Source organism: Samsonia erythrinae (genome assembly GCF_004342665.1).
GTDB classification, from domain to species: domain Bacteria; phylum Pseudomonadota; class Gammaproteobacteria; order Enterobacterales; family Enterobacteriaceae; genus Samsonia; species Samsonia erythrinae.
On sequence record NZ_SMBY01000011.1, the window covers coordinates 1 to 25,302 of the forward strand.

Sequence of the window (25,302 nt, forward strand, 5' to 3'; positions counted from 1 at the left end):
AACGGGCTTTACGCATAGCGATCTCCTTCGTTGGCAGATTGATTATGCCGGATGATCTCTAAATGTGTATGGCACGATTATGCGGGATACTTACAAGGCTAGTAGCCAATCGGTAAGTGCCAAGATAATTGGCACTTACCGTCCTTGATAGATTATTATGTTGTATCAGTTATAGGTTTTTATGTCAAAGAGCGTGGAACAGCGGATTCGTTGAGGCAGAAAAAGTATTTCATGATGAAAAATGCAGAAACAGCGCGTTTAACTTGTCAGAAGCCCCGATGTGAACAGCCCTGCACGGAGAGCCATTCACAGTCGAAAAACAGACGGAAAACTTACCGTGCCGACCAGCCTTTATTAGTTTTCACCAAAGCAATTTTTGACTCTTCTGGTTCGGCCATTCCTTTGATGTCAGAAAAGGCATCTTTATCAACCCAGCCCGGTACATCCGCCAGTTTCCATGTATAAGACACGCGAACAATCTTCATGCCATCTTCACCGGCCTCTGTCCATTCCGTTATTTCATCAACAGTCCGATGACCTACACAAGCACCATTATCACGATCCCAAAAACTTGTTTTACGTCCTTTATCCGTGGTCGTTAAAATGGCCGTTCTCTTGAACATTTCCTGTTCGTATGAAATGGTCAACAGCCCAGAAAGTTTCAACCCAGCTAAAATAGGATCTTCTTCATTATTATAGATATTTACTTTAACGGGGATACCATTTCTAAAATCGTTAAACACCGCAATGTTGTTTTCTTTGCTGAAAGAATAACAAATGCTTTGTTTGCTGAATTTTTCATTAATAGCTTTCTCAAAGTCGCCTTTTTCACCACATCCCGCCAGAACAAGAGCTGTGCCAGCAACGAGTAAAATTTTCTTCATCTTCCTATCCATCCTGATAATCAAAAATGCTGTTATGTATAGGCTGTCTGCTGTGCACCTGTAGTCACTAGAGCTTGTTCTTACTGACATAACACGGCAAAACCACCTGATTAACCAATTGATAGGATTCAATTATTTTTGAGGGTCGTCATATCGTTTGTAACGATCAAAAACAAAATAATGATAGATGTAAACTATCATATATTTATATTCGATCGATTAAATCAATTAAAAAGCCGATCAATAAAGCCTTATCAATCGTCATTACCTATTAATAATAATTTATCGATCTATTATATCGATCATTTTGCTTGAGATTGGCTTTCGGAGTGGTATCCTTGCTACACAGGGACAGATGCTTCGGCAAGAAAAAACAACCAAGCCAGAGCTTTGTTTTGTGACTAACAGATGTGGTTAAACCATTGGCGCGGAGACAAGAAGAGTGGCAGAGCTCAATATATTCTTAGGGATAGTGATTGTAATATTTGTTATCAGTCGCGTTTTTTATTTTGATCCTAAAAAGAGAAAACACCTAAATACTTATGCCGAAGTGTTGGACGGGGATATTTTGTCATATGAATGTCAGGACACAGGTATCATCCTAGACACCAAAAAGCATACGGTCCGCATCTTTAATAAAGATAAAAATACCACTTATACTTATGACAACATCAGGGAAATCAACTATACCGTTTCCGAAGCAGGAAAAATCTATAACACAGGCAATAATCTAAAATCCATGATAAAAACCGCTGACGCCAATAACAATGAAAAGCTTTTAGCAAATCAACGTTCCGGTATCTTCATATTAACCGATGATATTAAAAATCCCACATGGAAAATTAACCTCCCCCTGAAAAACAAAACATCATCTTCTAATCAAGAAATTTGTGATCGTTGGCTTCTTATCTTTAAAAAGTACGTTTTATAGACATAGTTTTATATTGTTATTTGTTGTTAGTTTATTATCTTTGGAGTTAACATGAAAAAAATATTTATTGCGGTAATGATGATCTTTCCTCTTTCCGCTTGCACCACCTACGGCAACAAATCCCTAAAAGACGAATCACAACAAACCGTAAAAACCAAAATCGTTAAGGGGAAAACTACCCAGCAAGATGTTATTAACGCATTCGGTGAACCACAAACACGAGCAACCAATGATGGTCAGGAGATGTGGTCCTACTCCAGCATGTCAGGCGAAACTCAGATTTCAAATTACATTCCCGGTCTAGCCCTACTGAAAAACAGTAGCACAGCTCACATGAAATCCTTAGACATTTGGTTCAAAGGGAATGTTGTTGACCGATATAATTTCAGTCAAACGGCGAGTAAGGTTTCGCGTGGGTTGTTGGATTAATTTTTATATTTAAAGAGCCAGTGTTATGTTTTTATTTGATTATAAAAATCACTCATTAGGCTCTTTGTTTTTTCTTTTACATAAGATTAATCGATGGTGATCGGTTGATTAGGAATGCCATTTAAAATAATGTTTTCAAATTCTTTGTGGATATTTATAGGACGAAAACACTCCTTAGAGAATTTCATTTCCTCAACACTCCACCATTGTTTATCTAAAATGTTATTTTTTTCATTATCAGTAAGATTAATCTCACCTATATCACAAGTGTTAGCATAGATGATATAATACTGTTCATGACTAATAAATTTATTACCATTACGTTCAAAAATAACATCTCTTGACCAAACCCATATTGGTTTTTCTTTAATGATTAACCCTGTTTCCTCTGCTAGCTCACGTTTTAAAGCTTGTTCAAAACTTTCATTAGCTTCCAATCCACCGCCGGGAGTGATCCAGAACTCATTAATACTCGAATTAATATTATCTTTTATATTTTTAATATCTGAATTTAAATAACAGAATCCTATTGTCACTATCAATAAGTAAAGCTCGGGCTGAGTTTCTAATATCCATCACATATCTCTTAAAAGATATCAACCAACTTTTCAAAAGTGAACATAATAATATCTATTTATCTATTCTCATACAACGCAACAGCGATCTTAAGCCTATCGACAGCATGAGATAACGCCTCATAGAGATCGCCCTCAATCTCATTCGTGAACTCACCGTTCCTGAACATTACCACATAGCCGCCTGTCAGATCTCGCTGACGTATGTAGTTTACAGGCTCTATGCCAATGCTGATACCAGAATGTAAATACTCAACCACTGGATAGCCCATGTTGTCGTGGATAACGATATCACCATCGGCTTCCAACACCGACAGAAAGCTATCTTGTTGTAAGGCTTCATGCAGATCCTGCAGGCCAAGCGCGTTCATCAGTTTGGATTCATATGGGGCATTGGCTTTTATTCTATCGCAGTAATAATAATCATCCAGAACACTAACGGGCGTGTTGGGATGCTGACTGTTATAGATTTTCGTTTCTGACATCAGCGATCTTATTGTTTCTTCGCTTACTTGGCTGAGTTCAGATATCAATCTTCCATAAACATTTACCATTCGCTCCCTATCACAATCATTTGCAGATTCTGACAGGAAGAAAAAGTCGTAATCTTTAACATAGATGTTATTGCCATTTTCGAGGGTAAGTTTTATCCCGATTTCGTTTTCTTCAATATCTTTAACCATACAGGTCATAAATGGGATTTTTTCATTGGCATTAAATAGCGTAATGATTTTAATATTATTCATTATTTTATTTTCCTTTTTTTTATTATTAATAAATACTATATTCTTCACGGAAAAATCAAATTTAACTCTTGCGTAATAACGCTTTACCCACGGTTTTAACCTTCTTTTGAAAAAATATTTATCTTATGAGCTAACGCTCATGTGCTGTCGAAAACGATGAACCTGTTTTCATGAGCACGGCTACGCCCTTACTAAATATTATTTTTATTGTTATCTCTTCGCATTATGGGATAGAAAATGGCATATTCCGCGAATACTTTTCAATTAATGAAGAAGGATGCTATGTTCAAACATAGCATTACCGAGATTACATATAGCATTTACTCTTAAACGCATAGGAAAACTATATTTCCAGTAGCAATGCTTTGTGAGAACCGCTAGCAATTATTTCGTTAAAAACAACAAAAAATCGACTATCCATCATTACACCTGTAAAAATCTACTTTTCTGTTAGCGAGGCGAATCGATTGATCAGTAATTCAAATAATTAAGGATTTGGATTCTTGTGAAATTTATTAGCGTATGAAGCCAATTCCTTCATGATCTCGTTGTTTCTGGCAAAGGAATGCGCATTTGTAGGGAATATAGCCAAAAGACTATATACGTCATTAGCTTTAATATGTTTTGTATAAACCAGAGCAGCATTGCTCGTCCAGTTTTGTTTATTTTTTCCCTTTCGATCTGATTCACCCGTCATTAGATGAATGTGGTAGAGTCGGGATGACACAATAGAATTAGGTTCGGTATATACATCATCTTTACCGAAAATAGCAGGGATCGTACCAAACTGACTACTTTTATAGGAAATAAAGTCATTAAGCAGGGACGTTTCCCACAATGGCTTTACTTTAAAAACAGGTAATAAAAACTTGTCGTAGCTATCACTATTCCACAGCACTTTCATTAGATGTCCTTAATGAAAGCTGAAATTTTCGAACAGGCTTTCGTCAACGAATTCCGTTTGCGATGGAACGACTATTGATTCAATGAAAGACTGATCTAAAATCATCAACAGATCGGAAACAGCTAATCTATATTCGGTAATAACGTTATCAAGATGCTTAAGTGCCCGGTTCGCGCTTGTATCGCTCGTGATACGAACTAACGTGGCAATATATCCTTCAAGTCCACGAATACTAAGATCAAGATTCTTGACATCTTGATAGCTATTTTCACCAAAGAAATCCCGAACCTGTTCGGCACTGTAGTTTGAGATCTGGTGAACAAGACGTACATGCTTAGCAGTCAAATGCTTAATACGTTCAACGGCAGCATTCATAAGAAATGGAGTCAATGACACAGGAGTAGACTTGATCTTGCCCACAGGCATGTTTTTGCAGGCTAAAACGTCTCGCTTGCTAGGCTGAGTGTTCGAAAACTGCGATGCACTGGAGGACACGCCAGCAAGAACATTGCCAACGATCTGCATATCTTCAACATAACTTTCGATGCGCATACATCCCCCCTACATAACCAACCATCTCGACACTTTCGCATCAGTAATCGAATTTTACCCTTACAGTAGCATTCATGCAAACAAATCACCCTGCTGTTCTGTAACCTTAACATCGGGCTTAGACCATGCAAGTGCTCGATCATCTATGACACTCTGGAAGTTCCCCTGTCTTTTCATTACGCAGAAAATCGATAACCTCTTTACCTGTCAGATGTTTTCCACTGTTATGATAATCTGCAAAAGAGGTAACAGCTTGCTCGCTACGCTGTTCTCTACACATTTCTTTACCCTGTCCTACAGCATTACGACTTCGACAATCCCCCAAATGTCACGTAACAAATTGGCACGGAGTTCTTCGATGGTTTCACCTTGTATTGGAACAGATCCCATCTGGCGAGATTCTTCCACCATATGCGTAATGTAGTCAGCATTTCTTATCTCCCTGTCTACAGATTTCAGTCCTTCCCATAGATCTCCAACGGATGTCCCGTTCTGATCACATTGGGTCAGAAGCTGGTCAAGCGTATATTTGGGGATCTTTCTTTTCTTCTTTTCCACAGGACTACGTTCGTTGTTGTTTTCCATTATGCGTTCTCCTGCTCACTAATATGACTTTTATCATACATATTATTAATAGCCTTATTGAACATCATCTTTGTAAATAAATCCTCGCCCTGAATATTATCCCAATCTAACGGTTCTTCTGGTGGTAAAAGAGTTGCTTCTTCAGTAGCAGCACATCCACTCATATTTTTATTCATTATCGACACTTGGGATTTTTTAACCTGCAATCTGGCGATTAACAAATCTATATCTTCTTGGTTATTAACTTCTTGCATAACTGCCTCAATTGACCTGTTTTTATATTTAATTTTACTATTGCCGCCGTTATTGCTGACCACACTTTCGGGTTGTTCTTCCATTGCCTCTTTCTTTTTTATAATCTCTGAAACAAAGCGAGCACGATCACCATTGAAGACAATAGCCGGATTTATGAAATACCAGTTTTTCTCATTGGTTTTAGCAATGATTTTCTTCTCAATGAGTTCTTTTATCCCTCGGTAAAATATAGATTCAGACAAGACAAAGTGATCTATCTTTTCCGCAAGCGACATTGCCTTTTTACAACTCAGGTAAAAGTGATCTTTTCCTATCGCATCCTGATAGATACGTAAAAAGATAAAAAAAACTTTATAAGCTGTTTTCGTGAGATCAAAGTACGCTTTTATCTGAGATGTATAGAGTTTTATAAACTCTTCTTTATCTACCTCTTGGGTATGTACGATATTGGCGAAGTAACTTTTACTGGTATCTTTTCTTTCAATAAGTTCTGTTCCCCTTGAAACAGTCAGATTTTTCTTTCTTGTTTCAATCTTTAGTTCTGTCTCAAAACAAAAAGGATTTAAGCCTAAATCCAAGTCAACATCCATTTCATTCATCATATTATTACCTCTTGTTATTTTATTTATAATCAATTAAATACCATGCACAAAATAGATATCAAGTTTTTTGCATATTTTTTTGCGAAAATATTTTGAAAATCGCCAATATTCCAGTGACGATAATTTAAAGCACTGTCGTTTTTAAGCTAAAAAATGACATAAAAACTGACTGCAAAGTCAGGAAAGCTCACCGTGCAGTCAGGAATACTGACTATAGAGTCAGGAACACTGACCGTACAGTCAGTCGTATATTTTTGTCCTAAGTCTTATACCGCAAGGGCTACAGGCCGATTTTTCCATAATTTAATTTTGCAAGAAGTAAGAGATAATACTTAAGAGGATTAAAAGAAACCGGGCGATTTTTATGATCGCCATATGGGGTTTAAACATTTAGCAATGATTGGCTATTTTTGAGTTAAAAGTATAATTTCCATTGCGAAGCTTTCCTTTTTATTGCACTAACATCTTTTTTTTGAAAATCACTTCCCTCTATGAGCTAACGCTCATGTGCTACCGAAAACGATAAGTCTGTTTTCATAAGCACGGCTACGCCCTAACTCTGACATTAATATATTTTATCTTGATAATGGTATTTTTAATATTTGATAGTAAAGATGAAAAAGATTTGTTTTAGATCGTTTTATCATCAAATTATAAATTTGATCCTATGTTTGAACATAGCATTACCGCGATAATATATAGCATTTTCTCTTAAACATATAGGAAAACTATATCCAAAGAAGCAGCACTGAGTGATTGCTCGAAACAATCACATTGCTGGAACAGGGTTCATCCCTGTTAATTATGGATTTATCCATAAAGAATTGCGGCAGTAGCCGCTAATACAATAAGGGTATAATTAATCTTACCACTTCATGTATGATTTAGTTTTTAAGATATTTTATAAACTAGTTTTATCCTATACTTAATGAAAAATTCATATTGAATACAGATCTTTTCTTATGAGCTTTCGCTCATGGCTTCGCCCTTTATCCATATATCAACAGGGAAGGTATCAAAGCTATAGCATTTACTCTTAAACACATAGTAAAACTATATCACCAATAGCAGCACTTTGTGATTGTATGAAACAATCACATCGCTGCACATAAAATACAAAGAAAAATCATGCAGAATAACAAGGTGCCACTTGTTTGGCACACTTCACGTTAAGGTTATTAAACATATTACAGTATTAAGGACGCGTAACTTGTTATATTTAAAAGAGATTTCACGATAAAAGTTTCCTGTACGGAAATTTAAGTTTCCTCTGGGGAAACCGAAGTTTCCTGTACGACAACTAAAGTTTCTTCTGTGGAAACTTTTCACTAATCTAACATATCCAGAAACGTGAACGCAATTTCGCAAAAGTGTATTATTTTTCCTTTTTTCACATTTATTTTTGACAATATTATACTCTGCATAATATATAACAAACATTATAATGATAAAAGGAATACTTATGAGCATTGATTACAACACAATAATGAACTCAAGCAGTGAAGAAGTAGAAAACTATATCAACAGAAATCACTTCACAGATAAACAAAAGCTAGAGATTTACAGTTTTTATAACAGAAATAAAAAAGACAAAATAACTGTTAATGTAAGGAAAGAGCATAGTTCTGATATACAACCGGGAATAGCCTATGCTCACGCTTTTTTAGATAATCTGGAAAAGCTCGGAAAGAATATGTCTGGCGCAGAATACACAATAATGATCCGATTATGTAAACTTATGCAACATGGCAATCTTATAGCCAGTATATCTCAATCAGCACTCGCAGAAGAACTGAACATGAGTAAATCAAATGTATGCAAATGCTGGAAAAAACTTATCAATAAAGGCATCCTTATCTTAGATGGTAAACACACATTAATAAATGCCAATCTCTTTCTGAAAGGCCAATACAGGACGCTTAATGGAACACGCAAGGAATATGTAAAAAAATCGCTCAGAACTGCCAGTGAAGGCGTAGAGAACGTTTTTTCTACCGTATATAAAGAGACCATATTTGTAAATAACAAGGATAAAGAAGAAACAACAAAGGGAGATGAAACGCCATTACTTTCTGTACCTGATGATGATATCGATTGGGACTCAGTTTCAGGAAATAATATATTTGATGATTATCATGAATACATCAATGACGATGAAACAATATAATCTTTTCATCCGTATATTGTACTAATGTCATTCCTCTATATTTGACACTTTCTCTCTATCCATTAACATATATTATAACGTATATAATTAAAGGAGATCTTATGAGAAAAATAAAACTAGATAACAGCGATTTATTAACTTATTTTGAAACTGTAGAAAAACTAAAACAACAGCCATCAATGGATGAATATTTAGAAGGCTATCGTAAAGTTCGTGAGGCTAGTCCTTTTGGCACTGAAGTAGATAAATACAGATCTGCTCATAGTGAACTGCGCAGACTGGATAAGAAGAGACAATCACTTATGGGTAGTTTCATCGGTGAACTAAATCCTATAAGTTTTTCAACAGCTAACACATCTGCAAAATCATCAGGGGATCTTGATAAGTTTTATGAACGTAGTCTTTATAGGAAAGCAATTCAAGAAAAAAGCGATGAAGAAATTGTTGCTCTGGTAATAAAACAGCGTACAGAAGCAGCACTTGAGTTTCAACGTTCTGTTGAGTTGAGTCTTGAACAGCTTTCCAGTATTTCATCAGATTTTATAACGTCAGATAAAAAATACCGAAAAATGTCTTTTTAAATTTTACTACGTATACAGCCCGAATAATTTTTTAAATGCCAGCTTACCACTGGTGGTAATAGTTACTTCTCTGAACCCCGGTATTCTGGTTAACCACCCTTTTTGCTCACAATGCGCAAAAAAGGCAGCACCAGCCTCACCACCAAGATGAAATCGCCGTTCACTCCAGTCAAGGCAACCACAGCACGTTTTACGTCGTGTCTTTGGCTTGGACATAATACCTAACTCTCGGAACTGTTCTTGTCCTGATGGCGTCATTGACGCGCCATCTGACGTAACCCAGCCCTCAGCAACCATAAAATCATAGATATGAACCGCGATCTCACCGGCTAAATGGTCATAACACGTCCGGGCAACCCGTAATGAGGAAGGTGTGCTTATTTTAGCTGATGATGCCGAACGCCATGATACGCCCATCAGATTTTCAATCAGCCCGGCAATATCTGTTCCGGCCAGACGGTAATAACGATGACGTCCCTGCGAAAGGCAGGTAATCAGCCCCTCGCCAACCAACCGGGACAGATGCGCACTGGCAGTTGACGCCGCGATATCAGCGACCACACTTAACTCTGTCGCTGTCCATGCACGTCCATCCATCAAGGCACAGAGCATTTTTATGCGGGACGGCTCAGACATGGCAGCAGCTAAGGCCGCCATTGAATGTTCCAAAGCATCACCGCTATCTGTTGAATTAGCGTGTTTTAACATATTAGTCAGGCACGACAGTCCATTTCTCCGTTGCTTTGCTGGCAACCCTATCATTATCGGTCACAAGGATCAGCTGGTTTGCATGGTCGCTATATTGGCACAGAATATTAATTCCCTTCTCAGCCAGTGTTGCCGCAATTTCTCCTAACTCGCCGGGGCGCTCTTGCTTCAGTTTTCGGATCAGTGGCCTGCATACGCTTTCAACCTGAAATCCTGCGTTTTCCAGCACGGCTTTGGCAGCATCCCCCTTCTCAACAAGAAAATGCGCATGTGCTTTGTCTGCAACAGTAAATACGCCACCACCTTCAAGGCCAATACCGTTTTGACCTAATACTGTCCCCAGTGCCGCCAGTTCTCCCGGCGCATTATTTAAAACAACATGGATGTCATACATCGGCCTGACCTCTGGTTTCTGATGAATAGTCTCTGAGCACAGGGGCAATACGGATGCGATAAAAAGAGAAGATAGATTGACGTCCTTCTGCCTGAGCTGCTTTATGCAAAACGTTTTGTTTCCATAGTAATACGGCCTCTTCATCCCGCCACCAAGACAATGACAGTATCTTTCCCGCTGTTGTCAGACTCTGGAAACGCTCGATAGAGATAAAACCATCAATATCGGCTAATAGCGGTTTCAATTCAGCAGCAAGCTGGAGATAACGCTCTTGTTGTATGGGAATAACATCTGCTTCAAAAAGCACTGCGATCACATTCCTACCCTCTATGTATTAGACACGGGTATTACTGTACCGTTTTCAGTGCTGAACACTTCGATGGCGGACGAAATATGAATGTCATCATCAATAGCATCTGTGGCAGTGTCAGGTGTCAGTGATAAAGGTCTTCAGGTGATACACGATCACGCCCCATTTTCTCGAGCAACCGTTGTAATCTCTTAGCCCTCAATTTCTGAGCCTTTTTCTCACCAATCTCCTGATAATATTCTTCCCGATGCTCCGCAACGACTTGACGGAACTTCTTCAAAAGCTGTTCCAGCGTTTTTAGATCAGTTGTAGCCGCTTCAGCTTGGATTTTTCTGTACATATACATTACATGGAATTCATCAATCATATTAAACCTCATAGTGTTATCATTTATTTTATTTCCCTCTTTTGAGGGAACAATCATAATGTTTAATATCAAACAACTGTCATTTTTAACTTCCAATAAGCAGGGTATTGATTTTCATCCTGATTTATATTTTTAAACACAAGTTCAATGATATGCTCAAGATGCCAATGTAAGATTTCATCCTTCAAATCATTTTTATTGATACCAGATACATCATTTTTAATAGAGTATTTCATTATCTCACGAGTTATCACTACATCATAAATAACTTCTGAAAATTTACCCCAACTCATAATATAGATTGCTGTTTCAGGATCATTTTCATAAATATTATATATCTCATCACAGAATCCTTGTAAGATGTTAGCAATAAGAGCATTTTTTGTTTTATTATAGCTGTTCAATACAATCTCTTTCATTTTCTCACCCTTACTTTTCAGTTAATAGTCAGTAAAAAATTAGTTGTTATAACCGATATTGATGACGACACAGTCATACTCCAACCCCAAATCATCTACTAGCTCGTTATTAATAAATCGATTTAACTCATCAAGTATATTCTCATCATCCATGATTTCTTCTACTGAATATCCAGTAATAGCAACAAATATTTCAAAACGCTCTTGAATAGCATTCATTACTTCTGGAGTTCCATCACACAACACGCTTACAACTATAGATATTTTATTTGTCATAGAACTTTGTTCATTGTCTTTTTTACGTAATATCGTAGGCATTTCGTTTTTCTTTATGTTGTTTACCATTTTTATTTTCCTCTTATATCTTTTGTTAGCCCCTTACGGGGCAAGATTAGTTAGTACTTTCTAAAGTTTTCTGAATATCCTACTAACATGGCAGCGACCAGTTCAAAGTTAACCTGATTAATATCACCACTATTACCTTCTTGGGCAGTGAATCTTTCAAAGTTGTTCTGAATATGATTAATCACATGGATAATAAATGGACTCATAAAATCCGGGTCATCTAAATAATCATTGGCGTCACCATCACCATTAACTTCCATGAACATATTCCAGCTTGCGGCAAACGATCTACAAGCAAGGTCATAGAACAGTTCGGTTGATTTATTAATACCCATCGTATCTTTAGACATATTTATATCCTCATAGTTAAATGCTTATTTAATTTATTGTTTTTTTATTAGCCCCTTTCGGGGCCGAATACTCTGCTGTTAGCTCATGCCAAAAAGTAATGCCTTTATATGGACACTTTTCATTTCCAATATAACTTTATCCATATCAACATAAATCAGTCTTTCTCTTTTACCAGCTTTTTCCATATGTCCATCAAAACGCTTAGCCAGATAATCTTTAACATGTGAAAGATACGATTCCGTTCTATTATTATCTAACATAATAGATGCGACTAACTCATGATCTCCTTGCTCTTTATATATCAGCATTCCAGCCACATAAAGATACTTTGTCATAGCATAAAATGTTTTTGTGGATAACTCTTTGATACTTCCCATTTCTTGATTATTCATTTTATTTCCTCTTGCTGTTATTAAAATATTATTAGTGAGATTCATTACGGGCAGCAATAACGCTATCCATCCACGGCTTCTATCTCACTTTCGATAAAGGCAACCGATCTCAATCCAATCCTGACCTGTTTCGGAAAACGACCTGTATTGATCAGCCCATACATTCTTGCCCTGCTTAACCCTACCCTTTTGAGCACTTCAGGGAGGCGGATAAGCCTTCTTGGTGTGACTTCGTGTTGCTCATAGGATCCTGTTCTTTTTTGATTTGTATTATTATTTTTCATTGTCTTCTCCTGTTTGTTTCGACAGGAGTAATTCTAGAAAAAATGGCAATGACAAGATGCAGACGTTGGCAAACAACATCTTTCGAGAAAATGAAGGGATATGATTTTGGGGAAAATGAAAATGTGCGAATGTCGCTGGTTTTGCATAAGGGAACCTGTCTTGATGGCAGGTTCCCGGAGATAGTGGAAAAGGTTAGTTTTCTTCTTCTTTTTCGTTCATCTTCATGGCATCAGCCACTCTGATATCCATCATGTAGCTGTCTTTGCTCAGATAGAGATTAAACAAACGCGCAAACTCACGAGTCCGTGCCTTCTCCGCAAAAGGCTTATCGGTATCCTTAATTTGCGCCCCTCCTCTAATCACCTCTGAATCATTCGGATAGAGTAAACGTGACATTTGCTCATTAGAGATTTTTACGCCACGGTGATTAGCCCATAACATCAGGTCCAACATAGGGATAGTTCTCAGGGAGATCACTTTCTTAATCGTGCTCAAACCAAAGCGAAATAAACCGATCTCTAGTTCCGTGATGCCATACTCCTTACGCCATTGTGGGAGCATGATTTTGATATGTTCGATAACTTCATCATCGGTCAGACGTTTGATGTTTAGCCATAGGTATAGTGGGTGATCATCATTCAAACGCTCGATGTCCGTTAATCGCTGTTTACCCTGTTCTCTCGACACTGGTACTGATGGTGCATCAGGCGAAGCATCGCTACGTTGGAGTAAATTGAGTTTCCTTAAGTCTGCCTCATAGCGGCTAATATCCCCAACGGTGATATGCTGAACATGTAATGTGGCATCAGCCAGAGGGTTTTTCTTTTTGGATGATGGAGGGGTAATTTTGGTTGAGCTGATTAATAGCGGAGTGCCAGCCAGTATCTTGGCTTCTTCTTCCAGATAGCGTTGATAGCGTTGACTTTGTTCATTGGTGGAATCATAACGGAACAAAACTGCCCGGCGACTCAACTCATCACTTAGGTCTTTTAACGTGATTTCCTGTAAAACATCATAGTTGCTCAGCCTGAACCATTGCTTCGCAGCTTTGATAACCTCACCTGACTTCATTCTTATTATCCTGTTCTGATACCGAACGATTTTTTATGCCCGATTTATCTGAGTGTTATCTTATGCCAAGCAATAGCAACAACGCTATCTCACAGATGGAAGACAGGAAACGAAGAGCACAGATTTCTGGTGTTTTGTTGCAGAGTATTTCAGGGGATTGACCGAGATAGGTACCACCTCACTTCCCTAAGATTGGGAATGGTTAGGGAAGTGGATAGGGAAGTGGATAGGGAAGTGGATAGGGAAAATAAGTCATAACACCATGATAAATAAAATAATTATATTATCCAGATCAGGTGGTACGGGTATTTCTCAGCCTTCACAAAGAAGGGCACCCCGAGTCATGTATTACGCTTCGCAGCATAAGTAAATGGTGGCTATAAAGCAAGCGGTCGCCGCTGGTCACACAATGGCGATGGAATAAAACATGCGGAGACCTGATGCCATAGAGAAAAATGCATTAACCCATTAAACTGATCTATCAACCCCACACCGAGGAAACTGTGATGACGACAATAAAAAGTTATGCCGCACCGGAAGCGGGCGCAGCGCTGGAGCTGTATGAGTTTGACGCGGGTGAACTGCATGATGAAGACGTAGAAGTTGCCGTAGAGTACTGTGGCGTATGTCATTCCGATCTCTCCATGATCGATAACGAATGGGGCATCTCAAATTATCCGCTGGTGGCCGGACATGAAGTGATTGGCCGCGTGCATGCGTTGGGCAGCGCGGCGAAAAACAAAGGCTTGAAGATAGGTCAGCGCGTCGGCATTGGCTGGACGGCGCACAGCTGCGGGCACTGCGATGCCTGTATCAGCGGCAGCCAAAGTAACTGTCAGCAAGGCTGCGTGCCGACTATCCTGAACAAAGGCGGTTTTGCCGATAAGATCCGCGCAAACTGGCAATGGGTGATCCCGCTGCCGGATGCCATTGATATTGAATCTGCGGGCCCGCTGCTGTGCGGCGGCATCACCGTTTTCAAACCGCTACTGATGCACCACATTACCGCGACCAGCCGCGTCGGCGTCATCGGTATCGGCGGACTGGGACATATTGCGATCAAACTCTTGCGCGCCATGGGCTGTGAAGTCACTGCGTTCAGCTCCAACCCGTCGAAAGAGCAGGAAGTGTTGGCGATGGGGGCCGACAAGGTCGTTAACAGCCGCGATGCGCAGGCGTTGACCGCGCTGGCCGGCCAGTTCGATCTGATCATCAACACCGTGAGCGTCGATCTGGAATGGCAGCCCTACTTTGAGGCGCTGGCCTATAACGGGAAGTTCCATACCGTCGGCGCGGTTATGAAGCCGTTTAGCGTGCCGGCCTTTACCCTTATCGTCGGTGACCGCAGCGTTTCCGGTTCGTCGACCGGTTCACCGCATGAACTGCGTTCTCTGATGCAGCTTGCCGCGCGCACCAAGGTAAAACCGCAAACTGAACTGTTCCCGATGTCACATATCAACGATGCCATTCAGCATTTGCGCGACGGCAAAGCCCGCTATCGTGTCGTACTTAAAGCCGACTTTTAGCCGCGTCATAAATTCATCGGACATTTACCGCCAGCCGTATTCCCTGCGCTGGCGTAACCGCCGACAAACCGGAAACATTCCTGTTTGCCGCAAACGGACGGGATACGGATATCCCGTGTTGACGCCCGCGAACGCGTGCCAAACATTCAGCCTAACTATTCCGCTTCCCCCTTCGCAGTGACATAATCCTTCGCCATCCAATGATAAACGGAATAAAAAGGACGTGTCGTTATGCAGTTGCTGCCCAATAAGGCCCAATGGAAAAAATGGAGTTTACCCAGCAAAATGACGGCGGTCGGGCTTTATCTTACGGTAATTCCCCTGGCTTTCAGCGCGATGTCTTATGTTCTGGTCAGTCTCGGCCACTGGCTGGATAAACGCGTTGATGTCACGAGCGTGACACGTTCACTGGCCGATATTGAAAAAGAGAGTGGAATAACCTTCAACCATGATGAAGCCAATATTCAGGTTAATTATCCGCAGCTCACCTACCTCTTACCAAATAAATTTCTTGCCGGGATTAATCAGGAAATAGAAAATAATGTGATGAGTTATATTAACGAATATCTTCTGGAATATCATGTTGATCATGAAATCGGTTTATTGTCGGAAAATATGGTGAGTTTACGAATTAATCAATACTATTATTATAAAGGCGCTTTAAATGGCGATAATTCACAATTTGCCATCAACCTCCAACCCGGCGATGACAGAATCATCGATTTTTTCGATATTTTCGACGCTCGCCGGGATGCGTTGAATGAAATAAAAGCATTGATTACAGATAAAATAGGTGAAGTCTGCGAATACGGTATTTTTGCAGACAAACTGGAGAAACCCGGTTTTATCCCGCGTTTTTTTATGACGCCAGACACTATTAACTTCATTTTCAGTGAATACGAAATTACCCCAGGCGTTTGCGGCGGCGTAACGGTAAAAATCAGCTATGATGAGCTCATCGATTATATCCGAAACGACGGTCCACTTGGCCAATTAAAACCGCAGGCAGGCGCCTGGACCGCAGGTGAACACTTCATCAATAGCATGATGATAAATATGGGAAAATTTAAAGAATAACGGCTAAACGGTGGCAAAAAAGCCAGCGTGACGCGGCTTTACCCTTCATCATTGCCAGTTTTTGTCGGGCCAAAGCGCCCGACAAAAGGTAAGCGTAGCGCAGGCGGGTTTATATCCACCCCCATATTCAGCCCCAGAATATTGGCTTCAATACCCTCTTCAAGCCCCATCGTTATCCCCAATACTCCCAACAGAGAAATCTGCACGCCGCGCCCCGATGGCGACAGCCCAGCCGGATGCGTTATCGGTCGGTAATCCTTACCAATGGCATTGGCCGGCATATCCAGCTTGAGCGCAGGCACTTCGCGGCCAATGTGCGCCAGAAAGGTATTGCTATTCGGCCCCGGCCAGGCGTGATAAGTATTCGGCCACGGGTAACTTTTTATCGCGGCCTCAATCTGCGGGATCATGGCTTGCGCCTTGTCGCCGCGGTGCTCCACCAATAACGTCGGCATCGCGCCATACCAATAGGCATCGGCCGCCGAACGGTTCAGACGAACGACATTATCGCTTCCCCAGCTTACGACCTCATAGCGGCGATACTGCGTTTCTCCCGCTTTTTTGAAAATGATCCACGGGTGTACCGCCACCAGCCCGCGCCAGCCGTAAGTCGGCGCCGCATAAACCTGTACGATGGCAGTCTGCCGGAATTGCACAGGGTCCGGCGCTAACCCGGAAGAATCCTGTTTGGCAGACCACCAACCTTTCCCACTTAACGTTTCGCCGTTGCGCGTCGATTGCGCCCAACTTTGCCAAAAAGACAGCAACAGCACACAAATAAATCCAATCCCCAGACATTTGAGGTACGTCATAGGCCAGATAGCTCACGGAAAAGAGATGGAACAGAATCGATACACCTGCGGGCGAGCGCCTACAGTGAAAATCGGTCAAAACATCATTCAGTCAGTTTACTGCCAGTTGACGGTAAGGTTAAGACAGGAGGCGAAATATTGCCTCAACACGCTGGCGCACCGTCGTTGACCATCAATCGATGCAATACTTCTTTAAATCTGCCATTTCACCTAATATCTTTTGGGTTGATTTGAAAAAGATCGACTTCGCCCCACGTAATGGACAAGCGGCGAAATTAGATCTAGTGCCAAACCAAAGCACAATTTATTCCGGACAGGTGTCAGAGCATTTCAAACCGGCTACGCCGTTTAAATTCGCCAGGCTGTAAATTGGGAATATATTCTCTCGATATCAGGTTTATTCCGGGATAATTTTAAAGCGCCAGTAAACGTTGGCGCTTTCCCGTTAATGCTCCCCACTCCCAGCCCTCATTTCAACGTTACCGCAGCTAGGCTACGTTCATTTCTTATGCTAAATTATATCCATATAGATATAACCGCATGTGTGGATAGCGACAAAAGTTTCGTGCGTGCTAACCACCGTGTTTCTCTGTCATTTCATCACACGCTTCAAAAATGATAGACAAAAAATTTAATTCTTATCTTTTTTGTCTATCATTAAAGATTTAGGAGCAAAAATCTCACAAAAAACTTCCGAGCCAAATTTAATAGCCAAAGCAGCAATGCTAGCTGCCAGCATTGTTATCGATATACTAAAATAATTAAATGCTGAGACTATAGCTCCTGCAATATATTTTTTATCATACACAACAGACAACCCTTGACTCCATGCCTTATATATTTCGCTATCAGGACTACACAACGCTCGCCATGCTACTCTTTTTAAAGCAGAGCTGGTTCTTTTACCTAAATCAATTTTTTTATCTTTTGATAATGGTTTTGGTAATAGTATTCTATCTGGAGCTGGCAATCTTAACATATAAGCATCCTGAACCTGTTCTAATAAATCAATTGATAACGGAGGGACTGAACACCCTATATTCTCCAAAATCTCATTTTCACTTTTTTTCATAACCAAACTAACAGTTTCGTTATTAACTTCATCTAAATCTAACACTTCCCCCGAATACCCGATTAATCCAGATAAAATACTTTCTTCCTCTAGCCTTTGCAATAATCGCTCATGGAATTGTTTCCTTCTTGACTCTGACACTATGTTATTAATATTATCAACAACATTGAAGATTAAAACTCTTGCTTCTGATATGTTTTTTTCACGTAAAAAACATATTGCCAGCAAAGCGCTAGCTTCTAAATTTATGCGAGTCCTGTTAGAACTTTTTGCAATATTTCCCTTAAAACCTGACTTTGCAAACTCAAGAGCTCCAGCCTCAAGGGCTGTTTCATATAACCAGTTCTTAGCCTGAAGTAATCGTGTTTCATGGCCAGTCGGTCTAAGAAGGGTTTGTAATTTAATAGTTATATCTTTAGCTTTATCTAAGTTCGCACTTTTAACACATGAACGTAATTGAGGTTCAAGTATAGATAATTGTTTCCTCTGTAATTCAGTTAAACTATTTTTAATATTCATCTAAAAACCTCAAATAAAAAACAATAGATAAAATAAAAAAAAACGACACAGCATTAAATATTAAAAGACTAACCTTATAAGATTCCAAGAAATAAACACCAAAACTTTAGCCACACGGAGCTCCCTATTTTTACATGAAAACGAGTATTAATATAACAAAAACCCATAAAAAAACACCAGCCTCACAAGAGGCTAGTGTTTTTAAAGTAACGCTCAGCAATTCAACACTGCTGACGCTTATTCCCACTCAGTCATCAATAAGAAGAAAAAGCTGTTTTAAGTCAAATAATTGAAACAGCCACATCCGCCGATACCATGAAAAATGCCATGGCGAGCCAATCGGCCTGATCACCAGTGACTCAGGCGGGCAGCGGCAGCGACTGCCCTCTGCAGACGTCCATTTAGTCGAAAAAGCTTGCTCCATTCAGCCAGACCATAACTATCTGACTCAGTCATCTCTCGGCTTCTCTTCGTTTATTGCGATTTTCGTTTATTTCGAATATACTAACCTCTAAGATCGCTACATAGTCTAGGAATTAGCCATGACCACCATCACACAGACCAAGATGACGCTGCCCGCCGAACGGGAAGTTCAGGCAGCCGAGCAGGGTCAACGCGCCTTGGCGGCCTACCTGGCAACGCGCTTCGAAACGCAACACATACAGATTCTCGATGACCGAAACCAAGCTCACCAGGTGGAGTTGCCCACCTCCGCGCTGCGTTTGCTCGTAGATATCCTGGCTGAGTTAGCCGACGGCAATGCTGTAAAAGTCGTCCCCGTCCATGCGGAGCTGACAACCCAGGAAGCCGCAGACCTGCTCAACGTCTCCCGCCCTCACCTGGTCAAGCTACTGGAGGATGGTGTGCTGCCGTTCCACCGAACGGGAAAACACCGGCGAGTACGGTTCGCAGACCTGATGCAATACAAAGATGCACGCGACCGTGCTAGCGAAGAAGCTATGGCAGAACTCACACGTCAGGCACAGGAATCAGGCATGGGGTACGAATGAGGCATTCCCCCTTCACCGCCATATTCGATGCCTGCGTTCTCTATCCCGCACCGCTGCGCGACTTTCTGATGTGGCTAGGACTATCGGGACAGTTCCGTGCCCGCTGGAGTCGAGATATTCATGAAGAATGGAAACGCAATCTACTGCTCAACAGGCCCGATCTCACACGTGCGCAGGTGGATCGCACTTCAGACTTGATGGATCGCGCGATCCCCGATGGGTTGGTGGATAAGTACGAAGCGCTCGTTGCGGGACTGACGCTACCCGATCCCGACGACTGTCATGTTCTGGCTGCGGCCATCCGCTGCGGTGCTAGCGTGATCGTGACCTTCAACCAGCGGGACTTTCCCGCAGACATACTTGCCTCCTATGGGATAGAGCCTCAGCATCCCGACGAGTTTGTGGAGAATCTCTTCGACCTTGATGCCGCATCGGTAGTTGCCGCGGCGCAGCGCCAGCGGTCACAACTCAAGAACCCGCCTATTGACGTCGATCATTATCTGGAAATCTTGTTTCGGCAGGGATTAGTTCAGACAACCAAAGCTTTGGCGACTTATCGTGCCATTCTCTAACTTGAAAATCCTCACGCCGTCAGGAACAGTCGATGAACCGTGCTTACCTCTCCTTGCATGCCCACGATGTAGCCACTCTCAGTGATGCCGAACTCTTCGGTCGCCTGGCTTCACATTTGCCCTTCGCACTAGAGCCCGGGCAGCGCACCGCGTGGAATTACCAGATCCAGCACTTACGCGAACTGGCGCGAGAATTACCCAATGCCCATGCCTTCATGGAGTTTCTAATTCCTCGTATGGGACGTCGAGCTGACTTGATCTTGCTGACCAATGGCATAGTGTTTGTGATCGAGTACAAACTCGGCGCGAACCAGTTTGATCGCTCTAGCCTGAACCAAGTCTATGGCTATGGCCTTGATCTCAAGCATTTCCACGAAACCAGCCATAGCCTGCCGATCGTACCAGTTTTGGTCGCCACCCATGCGCCGCGTAATGATGACCTGCACGTGCAATGGGATAATGATGGCCTAGCGCGACCAATAGGTGTCAATGCCGCAGGCCTTCTGCAAGCCATCAACCATCTGTGTCGCACCTGGAATAGCTCCCCGATTGATGTTGCAGCGTGGGAAGTTGGGCGGTATCGCCCGACGCCAACCATCGTAGAGGCTGCCCAAGCGCTGTATCAGGGACATGCGGTCGAAGAAATTTCTCGTTCCGAGGCTGGAGCCGAGAACCTTACAAATACTGCCGATTATGTGGCTAATGCGATCGAAGCAGCGAAGCGAAACAAACGCAAAATTATCTGTTTCATCACTGGCGTCCCAGGTTCCGGTAAGACATTAGCAGGCCTCAATCTCGTCACAGCACGCCAACGCGCTCATAGCGATGAGCATGCCGTTTTTCTTTCGGGCAATGGCCCCTTGGTGGATGTCCTGCGCGAGGCGCTGGCCTTGGATGCCGTGGCAAGGGCACGTGAAACCGGTACCAGCACGACCAAGGTGCAAGAGGATCGCCGTGCAGCCACCTTCATCCAAAACATCCACCACTTTCGCGACGATGCACTCATCTCTCAAGATGCCCCGGTAGAGAAGGTCGCTGTGTTTGACGAGGCCCAACGCGCTTGGAATGCGGAACAGACGTCAAAATTCATGCAGCAGAAAAAGGGCCAACTTGGCTTTTCTATGTCGGAACCCGAATTCTTGCTTTCGGTAATGGATCGGCACCAAGACTGGTGCGCGATCATCTGCCTGGTGGGCAATGGCCAAGAAATCAACACCGGTGAGGCTGGCATTAAAGAATGGCTATACGCACTGGAGCGGAGCTTTAAACATTGGCAAGCGCACACTCCCAACAGTCTCGTGCATTCATGCATGCTCACTGAAGGCGTCACCGCACCAGCCCTCCATTTGGCCACTTCGCTACGATCTTTCCGAGCCGAGAGCTTATCTGATTTTGTTGGTCATGTGATCGATGGCGATGCAACTGCCGCACGAGAAGTAAAAAACACGCTAACTAATTTTCCTCTCTACATCACACGGGACCTTGAGCACGCGAGGCAGTGGCTTCGTTCCAAATGCCGTGGCGCTGAACGGACAGGCTTGCTGGCCTCGTCCAATGCCTCCCGCCTCAAGCCATATGGCGTGTTTGTGAAAGCCAAGATAGAGCCGACCAAATGGTTCTTGGCTCCGAACGATGACGTGCGATCGTCTGATGCGCTTGAAGATGCCGCCACAGAGTTCGACATTCAGGGCCTGGAATTGGATTGGACCTGTCTGTGCTGGGACGCCAATTACCGACGTGAGGGAGATCAATGGCTCGCCCTACAATTCAAGGGCACGCGATGGCAAGCTGTGAATGACGAAGCACGCAGGGCTTATGTGGCCAATGCCTATCGCGTGCTATTGACCCGCGGCAGACAGGGCATGGTGGTTTTCGTGCCCGAAGGCTCTAGCGAGGATGCCACACGAACGCCCACGATTTACCAGGCCATCTATGCCTTCCTGAAAGATTGTGGGTTCGACGATTTGGAGAGTATAAATTCGGATCTCGCGCCGCGGTTCAGGCTTGCTGCAAGTTAACTACAGCCCCCTGAAGTCTCTCCGGAGCCTGGCATTGGGCAACACCCAAAGGTAACCGATGTGCGGTAGCTCTTCCGATACCATGTCGGCATTATTCACTCGGTCATGGTATCGGTATTTTTTCAATGGCACTCCCATCCAAATGCCATGAAAAATGCCATTGATAATATAAGCAACATCATCAATGGCATTCAATTTTACAGCATCAAATCAATAAATTAGAAAACCGTCCCCACTCAATTAAATACGGGAATTGTAACCTATTGATTTAATGATGCAGATTACATTATCAATAAAATCAATACCGTCAATAATGCCGTCATTCGCTGATTGTGACCACCGAACCGGATGCAACAATCGGCGCAAGGGAATCATACGCACGCTCGCAGGTTAATCCCCTGATTCGAGATCGGTCAAGCGCTGCCGCCAATTCTCCCGCTCTTTCGTCAGCGCGCCGGAACAACTCGGCGAGCACAACGGCCCCGCCGGATCCTGTCTGGCCTCCGCCGGTAGCTCCGGCATTGCGGGCGCGTTCACTTTCTGCCAGTCGCTTGGCAAGTCTTTCGGCTTTGGCGTGCAGGCTATCAGCAGTAGCGCGGGCATTATCAGCATCATCTTTAGCGGCTGCCAGTTTATTCTGTGCATCTTTACGGTTTTCATTTGCGGCCCTCTGTCTTCGTTGCTCTTCTTCCCGCGCCTCGGTCTGCCGAAGCGCCAGCGCCACGGCGTCGCGTCCATCGCGCGCCGACCAGTCGGCTTTCCATTGCAGATCTGCTTTCTGGTAACCGGCATGAAAACCAGCGCCATACAGCACAGCCAGCGCAATGGCTGCCAGCAGGAACGCAACAAGCGGCTTCCAGTAGCGTTTTAGGAATGCGGCTATGATGTTCATGTCAACACCTGCCGAGCCAGTTCGAAGCGCTCGCGCCGATCTTCGATCCCATTGCGGCCGCCGTTGATAACCAGCGTAACGCGTTCCATATCTTCGCCGTATTGACCTAACCGTCTGGATTTCCAGAACCAACCAGCCGAGCGCATTGCGTTACTGTCCTGTTCCAGTAACTCAGGTGATGTGACGAGATCCAGTTTCAGGCCCGCGCCACACGCCCGGTAGTTGTCCAATCCGGTAATCTGAATCAGACCGCGCCCGCGATATCGCCAGCCGTCGCTTTTGCCTTTATTACCCAATCTGCCCGCATAAACCAGATTAGCGATCGCCTCCTGGTTAGCCGGCCGCTTCGGTGTTCTGCCTAACATATCAGCCAGGTACTGAGTGATACGCCTCCCAAACGTGGAAACCAATGCGGCTGGAGTGTAATTCAGGGACTCAACAACGCGAGAGAAACCGGCAGACTCGTGACCAACCTGAGCGATAAACATCGAACGATCTGTCGATGATTTGATGTTGAACTCGTCGAATGTAGCCATAATATGCGGGTGCCAACGAGTGGCTAACGCCGTTGATATTCCTGACGCGTTACGGAATTGTTCGATATTCATGATGACCTCGCCTTGAAGATCTGCACGACGTTGCCGCGAGTTCTAATCACGGCGGCCAGCAGGAACGCGCGCAATGCGATGTCGTACCATTCGACTGAAACATGCGCACCGTAGAGTGTTTTGATAGCGATCCATCCGGTAATCACCACTACCGCATAGGCCAGCCAGTTACCCCAGCGGCGGTGACGCGCGCCGTTCCGCTGGAATGTCAGCACCCTGAGTGCGATAGCGGCACACATCAGGGCATTAGCGATAAGCAAAGCTTCATGAATGGTCATCATCTCTGCCTCCCGGTAACAGACTTTCCGGCCTGTCTGCGCGCCGGTAAACCACTTGACCTAACTTCACGGAAACGATAGCAACCACGAACGCGCCAGCGGCGTCTACACTGCCACGCTCGAATGATTCCATCGTGATTCCGGGAATGGCATTGGCTACGCCCATCAGGACGGTAGCCATTGGTTTGTAGGCGATCAGGCCAGAAATCAGGCTGATTAGTGAGAAGAAAAGTCGTCGTTTAATCGGGTATTCTGTTGCTGACGTGACGAATATCACGGCGCCAGAAAATGCCCCTAACACCACCTCTGCTGGCAGGCCGGCAAGGAACGCCGAAATTGCCGTCCCCGCCAGTGCTTGAGTGACACCGGAACTGCTGGTTACCGGTTCAGGAATCATGTGGCCCACCTTATCAATGTATCCGTATTGGTGTTAACAATAACAAAAATATACCATATATGGTATTTTGGTAATTATTCAAACAAAAAAATGCATACCTTGGAATATTTTTCTTGAAACTAACAATTCATGTCATTTACAATTAAAGTCACCACAGCGCAAAGAACATCATTTCCATTATTCAATGTCGCCTTAGGTGAGCAAAGTAAACCAATAGATGTTTTAATTGATGTTTTGAATATTGTTTCTCTTGGGAGAGATAACAATGGTACCGTGGAGTGTATTGCAACTATCGATGGTATTTCTGGAGGCGTAATAGTGTATCCGTTTGTTTACTCAGGAAACGGGCACCCACTGGATGATGCTGAAGAGCAGGTAAAAGCAATGTTAACAACAAAATAAATAATCCCCGCCATACCGGCGGGGTAGCGCTTTTAATCTATTATCGAGAAGTTGCTCAAGTATGTTTCTTTTGCTAAGGAGAATACCTCATAAGCATCCCCACTGAGAGTGCCTACGTTAAAATCGAATATTTTATTTCCCTTGTCCTCTCCATCATAAATTCCGATAGAACTGATATAAAGATCGCCATCTTTCACAGTGTCATCTATGTAGGCAAAACATCCTGGCTTCGATTCGCCATAGCGAGAGCTCATAGATATGTAATC

34 protein-coding genes are annotated in these 25,302 nt (G+C 42.8%); 10 read left to right on the plus strand and 24 right to left on the minus strand.

Features of this window, described 5'->3' with window-relative positions:
- Positions 1 to 332: 332 nt before the first annotated feature.
- Positions 333 to 884 carry a membrane lipoprotein lipid attachment site-containing protein gene (locus tag EDC54_RS14485; RefSeq protein WP_132457789.1) on the minus strand — a complete coding sequence of 184 codons (552 nt, stop codon included), beginning with the start codon at positions 882 to 884 and terminating at the stop codon, positions 333 to 335.
- Positions 885 to 1,341: 457 nt separating this feature from the next.
- Here EDC54_RS14485 and EDC54_RS14490 point away from each other — a divergent pair, with 457 nt between their 5' ends.
- Positions 1,342 to 1,815 (plus strand): DUF4755 domain-containing protein, encoded by a 474-nt coding sequence (locus tag EDC54_RS14490; RefSeq protein WP_380895421.1) that lies wholly within the window; start codon positions 1,342 to 1,344, stop codon positions 1,813 to 1,815.
- 51 nt (positions 1,816 to 1,866) lie between these two features.
- Positions 1,867 to 2,244 (plus strand): hypothetical protein, encoded by a 378-nt coding sequence (locus EDC54_RS14495; RefSeq protein ID WP_132457795.1) that lies wholly within the window; start codon positions 1,867 to 1,869, stop codon positions 2,242 to 2,244.
- Positions 2,245 to 2,330: 86 nt separating this feature from the next.
- Here the strand turns inward: EDC54_RS14495 and EDC54_RS14500 are convergent, their stop codons facing one another.
- From EDC54_RS14500 to EDC54_RS14525, 6 genes are all read right to left on the minus strand, one after another.
- On the minus strand, positions 2,331 to 2,780 hold the full coding sequence (locus tag EDC54_RS14500; RefSeq protein WP_165904323.1) for an NUDIX hydrolase: 450 nt from the start codon (positions 2,778 to 2,780) through the stop codon (positions 2,331 to 2,333).
- A gap of 98 nt (positions 2,781 to 2,878) precedes the next feature.
- On the minus strand, positions 2,879 to 3,565 hold the full coding sequence (locus EDC54_RS14505; RefSeq protein WP_132457801.1) for a hypothetical protein: 687 nt from the start codon (positions 3,563 to 3,565) through the stop codon (positions 2,879 to 2,881).
- A 487-nt stretch (positions 3,566 to 4,052) separates the two neighbouring features.
- On the minus strand, positions 4,053 to 4,469 hold the full coding sequence (locus tag EDC54_RS14510; RefSeq protein ID WP_132457804.1) for a type II toxin-antitoxin system YafO family toxin: 417 nt from the start codon (positions 4,467 to 4,469) through the stop codon (positions 4,053 to 4,055).
- Positions 4,470 to 4,478: 9 nt separating this feature from the next.
- On the minus strand, positions 4,479 to 5,021 hold the full coding sequence (locus tag EDC54_RS14515; protein WP_132457808.1) for a hypothetical protein: 543 nt from the start codon (positions 5,019 to 5,021) through the stop codon (positions 4,479 to 4,481).
- A 294-nt stretch (positions 5,022 to 5,315) separates the two neighbouring features.
- The gene (locus EDC54_RS14520) at positions 5,316 to 5,606 is read right to left on the minus strand and encodes a hypothetical protein (RefSeq protein WP_132457811.1); all 291 of its coding nucleotides are present in this window, start codon (positions 5,604 to 5,606) and stop codon (positions 5,316 to 5,318) included.
- Positions 5,606 to 6,460 (minus strand): hypothetical protein, encoded by an 855-nt coding sequence (locus EDC54_RS14525; protein ID WP_230514535.1) that lies wholly within the window; start codon positions 6,458 to 6,460, stop codon positions 5,606 to 5,608. Before EDC54_RS14525 ends, EDC54_RS14520 begins: the two co-directional genes overlap by 1 nt.
- A 1,465-nt stretch (positions 6,461 to 7,925) precedes the next feature.
- Between EDC54_RS14525 and EDC54_RS14535 the strand changes: the two genes are divergently transcribed.
- Both EDC54_RS14535 and EDC54_RS14540 read left to right on the plus strand, forming a co-directional pair.
- Positions 7,926 to 8,630 (plus strand): hypothetical protein, encoded by a 705-nt coding sequence (locus EDC54_RS14535; RefSeq protein WP_132457814.1) that lies wholly within the window; start codon positions 7,926 to 7,928, stop codon positions 8,628 to 8,630.
- Positions 8,631 to 8,731: 101 nt separating this feature from the next.
- Positions 8,732 to 9,211: a DUF4756 family protein gene (locus EDC54_RS14540; RefSeq protein WP_132457817.1), complete on the plus strand. Its 480-nt coding sequence runs from the start codon at positions 8,732 to 8,734 to the stop codon at positions 9,209 to 9,211.
- Positions 9,212 to 9,217: 6 nt separating this feature from the next.
- Here the strand turns inward: EDC54_RS14540 and EDC54_RS14545 are convergent, their stop codons facing one another.
- The 10 genes from EDC54_RS14545 to EDC54_RS14590 all read right to left on the minus strand — a co-directional run bounded on the left by EDC54_RS14545 (position 9,218) and on the right by EDC54_RS14590 (position 13,853).
- Positions 9,218 to 9,919: an ArsR/SmtB family transcription factor gene (locus EDC54_RS14545; RefSeq protein ID WP_132457820.1), complete on the minus strand. Its 702-nt coding sequence runs from the start codon at positions 9,917 to 9,919 to the stop codon at positions 9,218 to 9,220.
- A gap of 1 nt (position 9,920) precedes the next feature.
- Positions 9,921 to 10,313: an amino acid-binding protein gene (locus EDC54_RS14550; RefSeq protein WP_132457823.1), complete on the minus strand. Its 393-nt coding sequence runs from the start codon at positions 10,311 to 10,313 to the stop codon at positions 9,921 to 9,923.
- On the minus strand, positions 10,306 to 10,629 hold the full coding sequence (locus EDC54_RS14555; protein ID WP_132457826.1) for an antibiotic biosynthesis monooxygenase family protein: 324 nt from the start codon (positions 10,627 to 10,629) through the stop codon (positions 10,306 to 10,308). The genes EDC54_RS14550 and EDC54_RS14555 overlap by 8 nt, the downstream gene beginning before the upstream one ends.
- Before the next feature lie 118 nt (positions 10,630 to 10,747).
- Positions 10,748 to 10,990 (minus strand): H-NS family histone-like protein, encoded by a 243-nt coding sequence (locus EDC54_RS14560; RefSeq protein ID WP_132457829.1) that lies wholly within the window; start codon positions 10,988 to 10,990, stop codon positions 10,748 to 10,750.
- Positions 10,991 to 11,058: 68 nt separating this feature from the next.
- The gene (locus tag EDC54_RS14565) at positions 11,059 to 11,409 is read right to left on the minus strand and encodes a hypothetical protein (protein ID WP_132457832.1); all 351 of its coding nucleotides are present in this window, start codon (positions 11,407 to 11,409) and stop codon (positions 11,059 to 11,061) included.
- A 39-nt stretch (positions 11,410 to 11,448) separates the two neighbouring features.
- Positions 11,449 to 11,754: a hypothetical protein gene (locus tag EDC54_RS14570; RefSeq protein WP_380895409.1), complete on the minus strand. Its 306-nt coding sequence runs from the start codon at positions 11,752 to 11,754 to the stop codon at positions 11,449 to 11,451.
- Between the two features lie 50 nt (positions 11,755 to 11,804).
- A complete protein-coding gene (locus EDC54_RS14575) occupies positions 11,805 to 12,104 on the minus strand; it encodes a hypothetical protein (protein ID WP_132457835.1) in 300 nt (99 codons plus the stop codon).
- Positions 12,105 to 12,182: 78 nt separating this feature from the next.
- Positions 12,183 to 12,497: a hypothetical protein gene (locus EDC54_RS14580; RefSeq protein WP_132457838.1), complete on the minus strand. Its 315-nt coding sequence runs from the start codon at positions 12,495 to 12,497 to the stop codon at positions 12,183 to 12,185.
- Positions 12,498 to 12,559: 62 nt separating this feature from the next.
- Complete coding sequence (locus tag EDC54_RS14585; RefSeq protein WP_165904324.1) at positions 12,560 to 12,781, minus strand: helix-turn-helix transcriptional regulator; 222 nt, start codon at positions 12,779 to 12,781, stop codon at positions 12,560 to 12,562.
- A 193-nt stretch (positions 12,782 to 12,974) separates the two neighbouring features.
- Positions 12,975 to 13,853, minus strand: coding sequence for a DUF6387 family protein (locus tag EDC54_RS14590; protein WP_132457841.1), 879 nt, complete (start codon positions 13,851 to 13,853; stop codon positions 12,975 to 12,977).
- A gap of 506 nt (positions 13,854 to 14,359) precedes the next feature.
- Between EDC54_RS14590 and ahr the strand changes: the two genes are divergently transcribed.
- Both ahr and EDC54_RS14600 read left to right on the plus strand, forming a co-directional pair.
- Entirely contained in the window at positions 14,360 to 15,379 is a 1,020-nt protein-coding gene (ahr, locus tag EDC54_RS14595) for an NADPH-dependent aldehyde reductase Ahr (protein ID WP_132457844.1), read from the plus strand.
- A 231-nt stretch (positions 15,380 to 15,610) separates the two neighbouring features.
- The gene (locus EDC54_RS14600; RefSeq protein WP_132457847.1) at positions 15,611 to 16,456 is read left to right on the plus strand and encodes a DUF3298 and DUF4163 domain-containing protein; all 846 of its coding nucleotides are present in this window, start codon (positions 15,611 to 15,613) and stop codon (positions 16,454 to 16,456) included.
- A 38-nt stretch (positions 16,457 to 16,494) separates the two neighbouring features.
- On the opposite strand, the gene EDC54_RS14605 is transcribed toward EDC54_RS14600, so the two are convergent.
- Both EDC54_RS14605 and EDC54_RS14615 read right to left on the minus strand, forming a co-directional pair.
- On the minus strand, positions 16,495 to 17,268 hold the full coding sequence (locus EDC54_RS14605) for a DUF3750 domain-containing protein (RefSeq protein WP_132457850.1): 774 nt from the start codon (positions 17,266 to 17,268) through the stop codon (positions 16,495 to 16,497).
- Between the two features lie 631 nt (positions 17,269 to 17,899).
- Positions 17,900 to 18,859, minus strand: a complete 960-nt coding sequence (locus tag EDC54_RS14615; RefSeq protein WP_132457853.1) for a hypothetical protein — start codon at positions 18,857 to 18,859, stop codon at positions 17,900 to 17,902.
- Between the two features lie 542 nt (positions 18,860 to 19,401).
- On the opposite strand from EDC54_RS14615, the gene EDC54_RS14620 reads away from it, so the two are divergent.
- Genes EDC54_RS14620 through EDC54_RS14630 form a run of 3 tightly spaced genes read left to right on the plus strand, consistent with a single transcriptional unit; the run spans position 19,402 to position 22,459 of the window.
- Positions 19,402 to 19,869 carry a helix-turn-helix domain-containing protein gene (locus EDC54_RS14620; protein ID WP_132457855.1) on the plus strand — a complete coding sequence of 156 codons (468 nt, stop codon included), beginning with the start codon at positions 19,402 to 19,404 and terminating at the stop codon, positions 19,867 to 19,869.
- Positions 19,866 to 20,441, plus strand: a complete 576-nt coding sequence (locus tag EDC54_RS14625) for a PIN domain-containing protein (RefSeq protein WP_132457857.1) — start codon at positions 19,866 to 19,868, stop codon at positions 20,439 to 20,441. Before EDC54_RS14620 ends, EDC54_RS14625 begins: the two co-directional genes overlap by 4 nt.
- 32 nt (positions 20,442 to 20,473) lie before the next feature.
- Positions 20,474 to 22,459 (plus strand): DUF2075 domain-containing protein, encoded by a 1,986-nt coding sequence (locus EDC54_RS14630; protein ID WP_165904325.1) that lies wholly within the window; start codon positions 20,474 to 20,476, stop codon positions 22,457 to 22,459.
- A gap of 319 nt (positions 22,460 to 22,778) precedes the next feature.
- Here EDC54_RS14630 and EDC54_RS14635 read toward each other — a convergent pair whose 3' ends face one another.
- The 4 genes from EDC54_RS14635 to EDC54_RS14650 are packed head-to-tail and all read right to left on the minus strand — an operon-like array spanning position 22,779 to position 24,634.
- Positions 22,779 to 23,351, minus strand: coding sequence for a DUF2514 family protein (locus tag EDC54_RS14635; RefSeq protein WP_230514530.1), 573 nt, complete (start codon positions 23,349 to 23,351; stop codon positions 22,779 to 22,781).
- On the minus strand, positions 23,348 to 23,959 hold the full coding sequence (locus EDC54_RS14640; protein ID WP_132457859.1) for a glycoside hydrolase family 19 protein: 612 nt from the start codon (positions 23,957 to 23,959) through the stop codon (positions 23,348 to 23,350). Before EDC54_RS14640 ends, EDC54_RS14635 begins: the two co-directional genes overlap by 4 nt.
- On the minus strand, positions 23,956 to 24,237 hold the full coding sequence (locus EDC54_RS14645) for a phage holin family protein (protein WP_132458072.1): 282 nt from the start codon (positions 24,235 to 24,237) through the stop codon (positions 23,956 to 23,958). Before EDC54_RS14645 ends, EDC54_RS14640 begins: the two co-directional genes overlap by 4 nt.
- Positions 24,224 to 24,634 carry a putative holin gene (locus EDC54_RS14650; protein ID WP_380895412.1) on the minus strand — a complete coding sequence of 137 codons (411 nt, stop codon included), beginning with the start codon at positions 24,632 to 24,634 and terminating at the stop codon, positions 24,224 to 24,226. The genes EDC54_RS14645 and EDC54_RS14650 overlap by 14 nt, the downstream gene beginning before the upstream one ends.
- Before the next feature lie 129 nt (positions 24,635 to 24,763).
- On the opposite strand from EDC54_RS14650, the gene EDC54_RS14655 reads away from it, so the two are divergent.
- A complete protein-coding gene (locus EDC54_RS14655; RefSeq protein ID WP_132457861.1) occupies positions 24,764 to 25,036 on the plus strand; it encodes a hypothetical protein in 273 nt (90 codons plus the stop codon).
- 32 nt (positions 25,037 to 25,068) lie between these two features.
- On the opposite strand, the gene EDC54_RS14660 is transcribed toward EDC54_RS14655, so the two are convergent.
- A complete protein-coding gene (locus EDC54_RS14660) occupies positions 25,069 to 25,290 on the minus strand; it encodes a hypothetical protein (RefSeq protein ID WP_132457863.1) in 222 nt (73 codons plus the stop codon).
- Positions 25,291 to 25,302 lie beyond the last annotated feature (12 nt).

What these genes read in the sequence shown, in the direction of transcription:
- EDC54_RS14485 (WP_132457789.1), bottom strand. Translation starts at nt 884, where the DNA reads ATGAAGAAAATTTTACTCGTTGCTGGCACAGCTCTTGTTCTGGCGGGA.
- EDC54_RS14495 (WP_132457795.1), top strand. Translation starts at nt 1,867, where the DNA reads ATGAAAAAAATATTTATTGCGGTAATGATGATCTTTCCTCTTTCCGCT.
- EDC54_RS14505 (WP_132457801.1), bottom strand. Translation starts at nt 3,565, where the DNA reads ATGAATAATATTAAAATCATTACGCTATTTAATGCCAATGAAAAAATC.
- EDC54_RS14510 (WP_132457804.1), bottom strand. Translation starts at nt 4,469, where the DNA reads ATGAAAGTGCTGTGGAATAGTGATAGCTACGACAAGTTTTTATTACCT.
- EDC54_RS14515 (WP_132457808.1), bottom strand. Translation starts at nt 5,021, where the DNA reads ATGCGCATCGAAAGTTATGTTGAAGATATGCAGATCGTTGGCAATGTT.
- EDC54_RS14520 (WP_132457811.1), bottom strand. Translation starts at nt 5,606, where the DNA reads ATGGAAAACAACAACGAACGTAGTCCTGTGGAAAAGAAGAAAAGAAAG.
- EDC54_RS14525 (WP_230514535.1), bottom strand. Translation starts at nt 6,460, where the DNA reads ATGAATGAAATGGATGTTGACTTGGATTTAGGCTTAAATCCTTTTTGT.
- EDC54_RS14535 (WP_132457814.1), top strand. Translation starts at nt 7,926, where the DNA reads ATGAGCATTGATTACAACACAATAATGAACTCAAGCAGTGAAGAAGTA.
- EDC54_RS14540 (WP_132457817.1), top strand. Translation starts at nt 8,732, where the DNA reads ATGAGAAAAATAAAACTAGATAACAGCGATTTATTAACTTATTTTGAA.
- EDC54_RS14545 (WP_132457820.1), bottom strand. Translation starts at nt 9,919, where the DNA reads ATGTTAAAACACGCTAATTCAACAGATAGCGGTGATGCTTTGGAACAT.
- EDC54_RS14550 (WP_132457823.1), bottom strand. Translation starts at nt 10,313, where the DNA reads ATGTATGACATCCATGTTGTTTTAAATAATGCGCCGGGAGAACTGGCG.
- EDC54_RS14560 (WP_132457829.1), bottom strand. Translation starts at nt 10,990, where the DNA reads ATGATTGATGAATTCCATGTAATGTATATGTACAGAAAAATCCAAGCT.
- EDC54_RS14565 (WP_132457832.1), bottom strand. Translation starts at nt 11,409, where the DNA reads ATGAAAGAGATTGTATTGAACAGCTATAATAAAACAAAAAATGCTCTT.
- EDC54_RS14570 (WP_380895409.1), bottom strand. Translation starts at nt 11,754, where the DNA reads ATGGTAAACAACATAAAGAAAAACGAAATGCCTACGATATTACGTAAA.
- EDC54_RS14575 (WP_132457835.1), bottom strand. Translation starts at nt 12,104, where the DNA reads ATGTCTAAAGATACGATGGGTATTAATAAATCAACCGAACTGTTCTAT.
- EDC54_RS14580 (WP_132457838.1), bottom strand. Translation starts at nt 12,497, where the DNA reads ATGAATAATCAAGAAATGGGAAGTATCAAAGAGTTATCCACAAAAACA.
- EDC54_RS14585 (WP_165904324.1), bottom strand. Translation starts at nt 12,781, where the DNA reads ATGAAAAATAATAATACAAATCAAAAAAGAACAGGATCCTATGAGCAA.
- EDC54_RS14590 (WP_132457841.1), bottom strand. Translation starts at nt 13,853, where the DNA reads ATGAAGTCAGGTGAGGTTATCAAAGCTGCGAAGCAATGGTTCAGGCTG.
- ahr (WP_132457844.1), top strand. Translation starts at nt 14,360, where the DNA reads ATGACGACAATAAAAAGTTATGCCGCACCGGAAGCGGGCGCAGCGCTG.
- EDC54_RS14600 (WP_132457847.1), top strand. Translation starts at nt 15,611, where the DNA reads ATGCAGTTGCTGCCCAATAAGGCCCAATGGAAAAAATGGAGTTTACCC.
- EDC54_RS14605 (WP_132457850.1), bottom strand. Translation starts at nt 17,268, where the DNA reads ATGACGTACCTCAAATGTCTGGGGATTGGATTTATTTGTGTGCTGTTG.
- EDC54_RS14615 (WP_132457853.1), bottom strand. Translation starts at nt 18,859, where the DNA reads ATGAATATTAAAAATAGTTTAACTGAATTACAGAGGAAACAATTATCT.
- EDC54_RS14620 (WP_132457855.1), top strand. Translation starts at nt 19,402, where the DNA reads ATGACCACCATCACACAGACCAAGATGACGCTGCCCGCCGAACGGGAA.
- EDC54_RS14625 (WP_132457857.1), top strand. Translation starts at nt 19,866, where the DNA reads ATGAGGCATTCCCCCTTCACCGCCATATTCGATGCCTGCGTTCTCTAT.
- EDC54_RS14630 (WP_165904325.1), top strand. Translation starts at nt 20,474, where the DNA reads ATGAACCGTGCTTACCTCTCCTTGCATGCCCACGATGTAGCCACTCTC.
- EDC54_RS14635 (WP_230514530.1), bottom strand. Translation starts at nt 23,351, where the DNA reads ATGAACATCATAGCCGCATTCCTAAAACGCTACTGGAAGCCGCTTGTT.
- EDC54_RS14640 (WP_132457859.1), bottom strand. Translation starts at nt 23,959, where the DNA reads ATGAATATCGAACAATTCCGTAACGCGTCAGGAATATCAACGGCGTTA.
- EDC54_RS14645 (WP_132458072.1), bottom strand. Translation starts at nt 24,237, where the DNA reads ATGACCATTCATGAAGCTTTGCTTATCGCTAATGCCCTGATGTGTGCC.
- EDC54_RS14650 (WP_380895412.1), bottom strand. Translation starts at nt 24,634, where the DNA reads ATGATTCCTGAACCGGTAACCAGCAGTTCCGGTGTCACTCAAGCACTG.
- EDC54_RS14655 (WP_132457861.1), top strand. Translation starts at nt 24,764, where the DNA reads ATGTCATTTACAATTAAAGTCACCACAGCGCAAAGAACATCATTTCCA.
- EDC54_RS14660 (WP_132457863.1), bottom strand. Translation starts at nt 25,290, where the DNA reads ATGAGCTCTCGCTATGGCGAATCGAAGCCAGGATGTTTTGCCTACATA.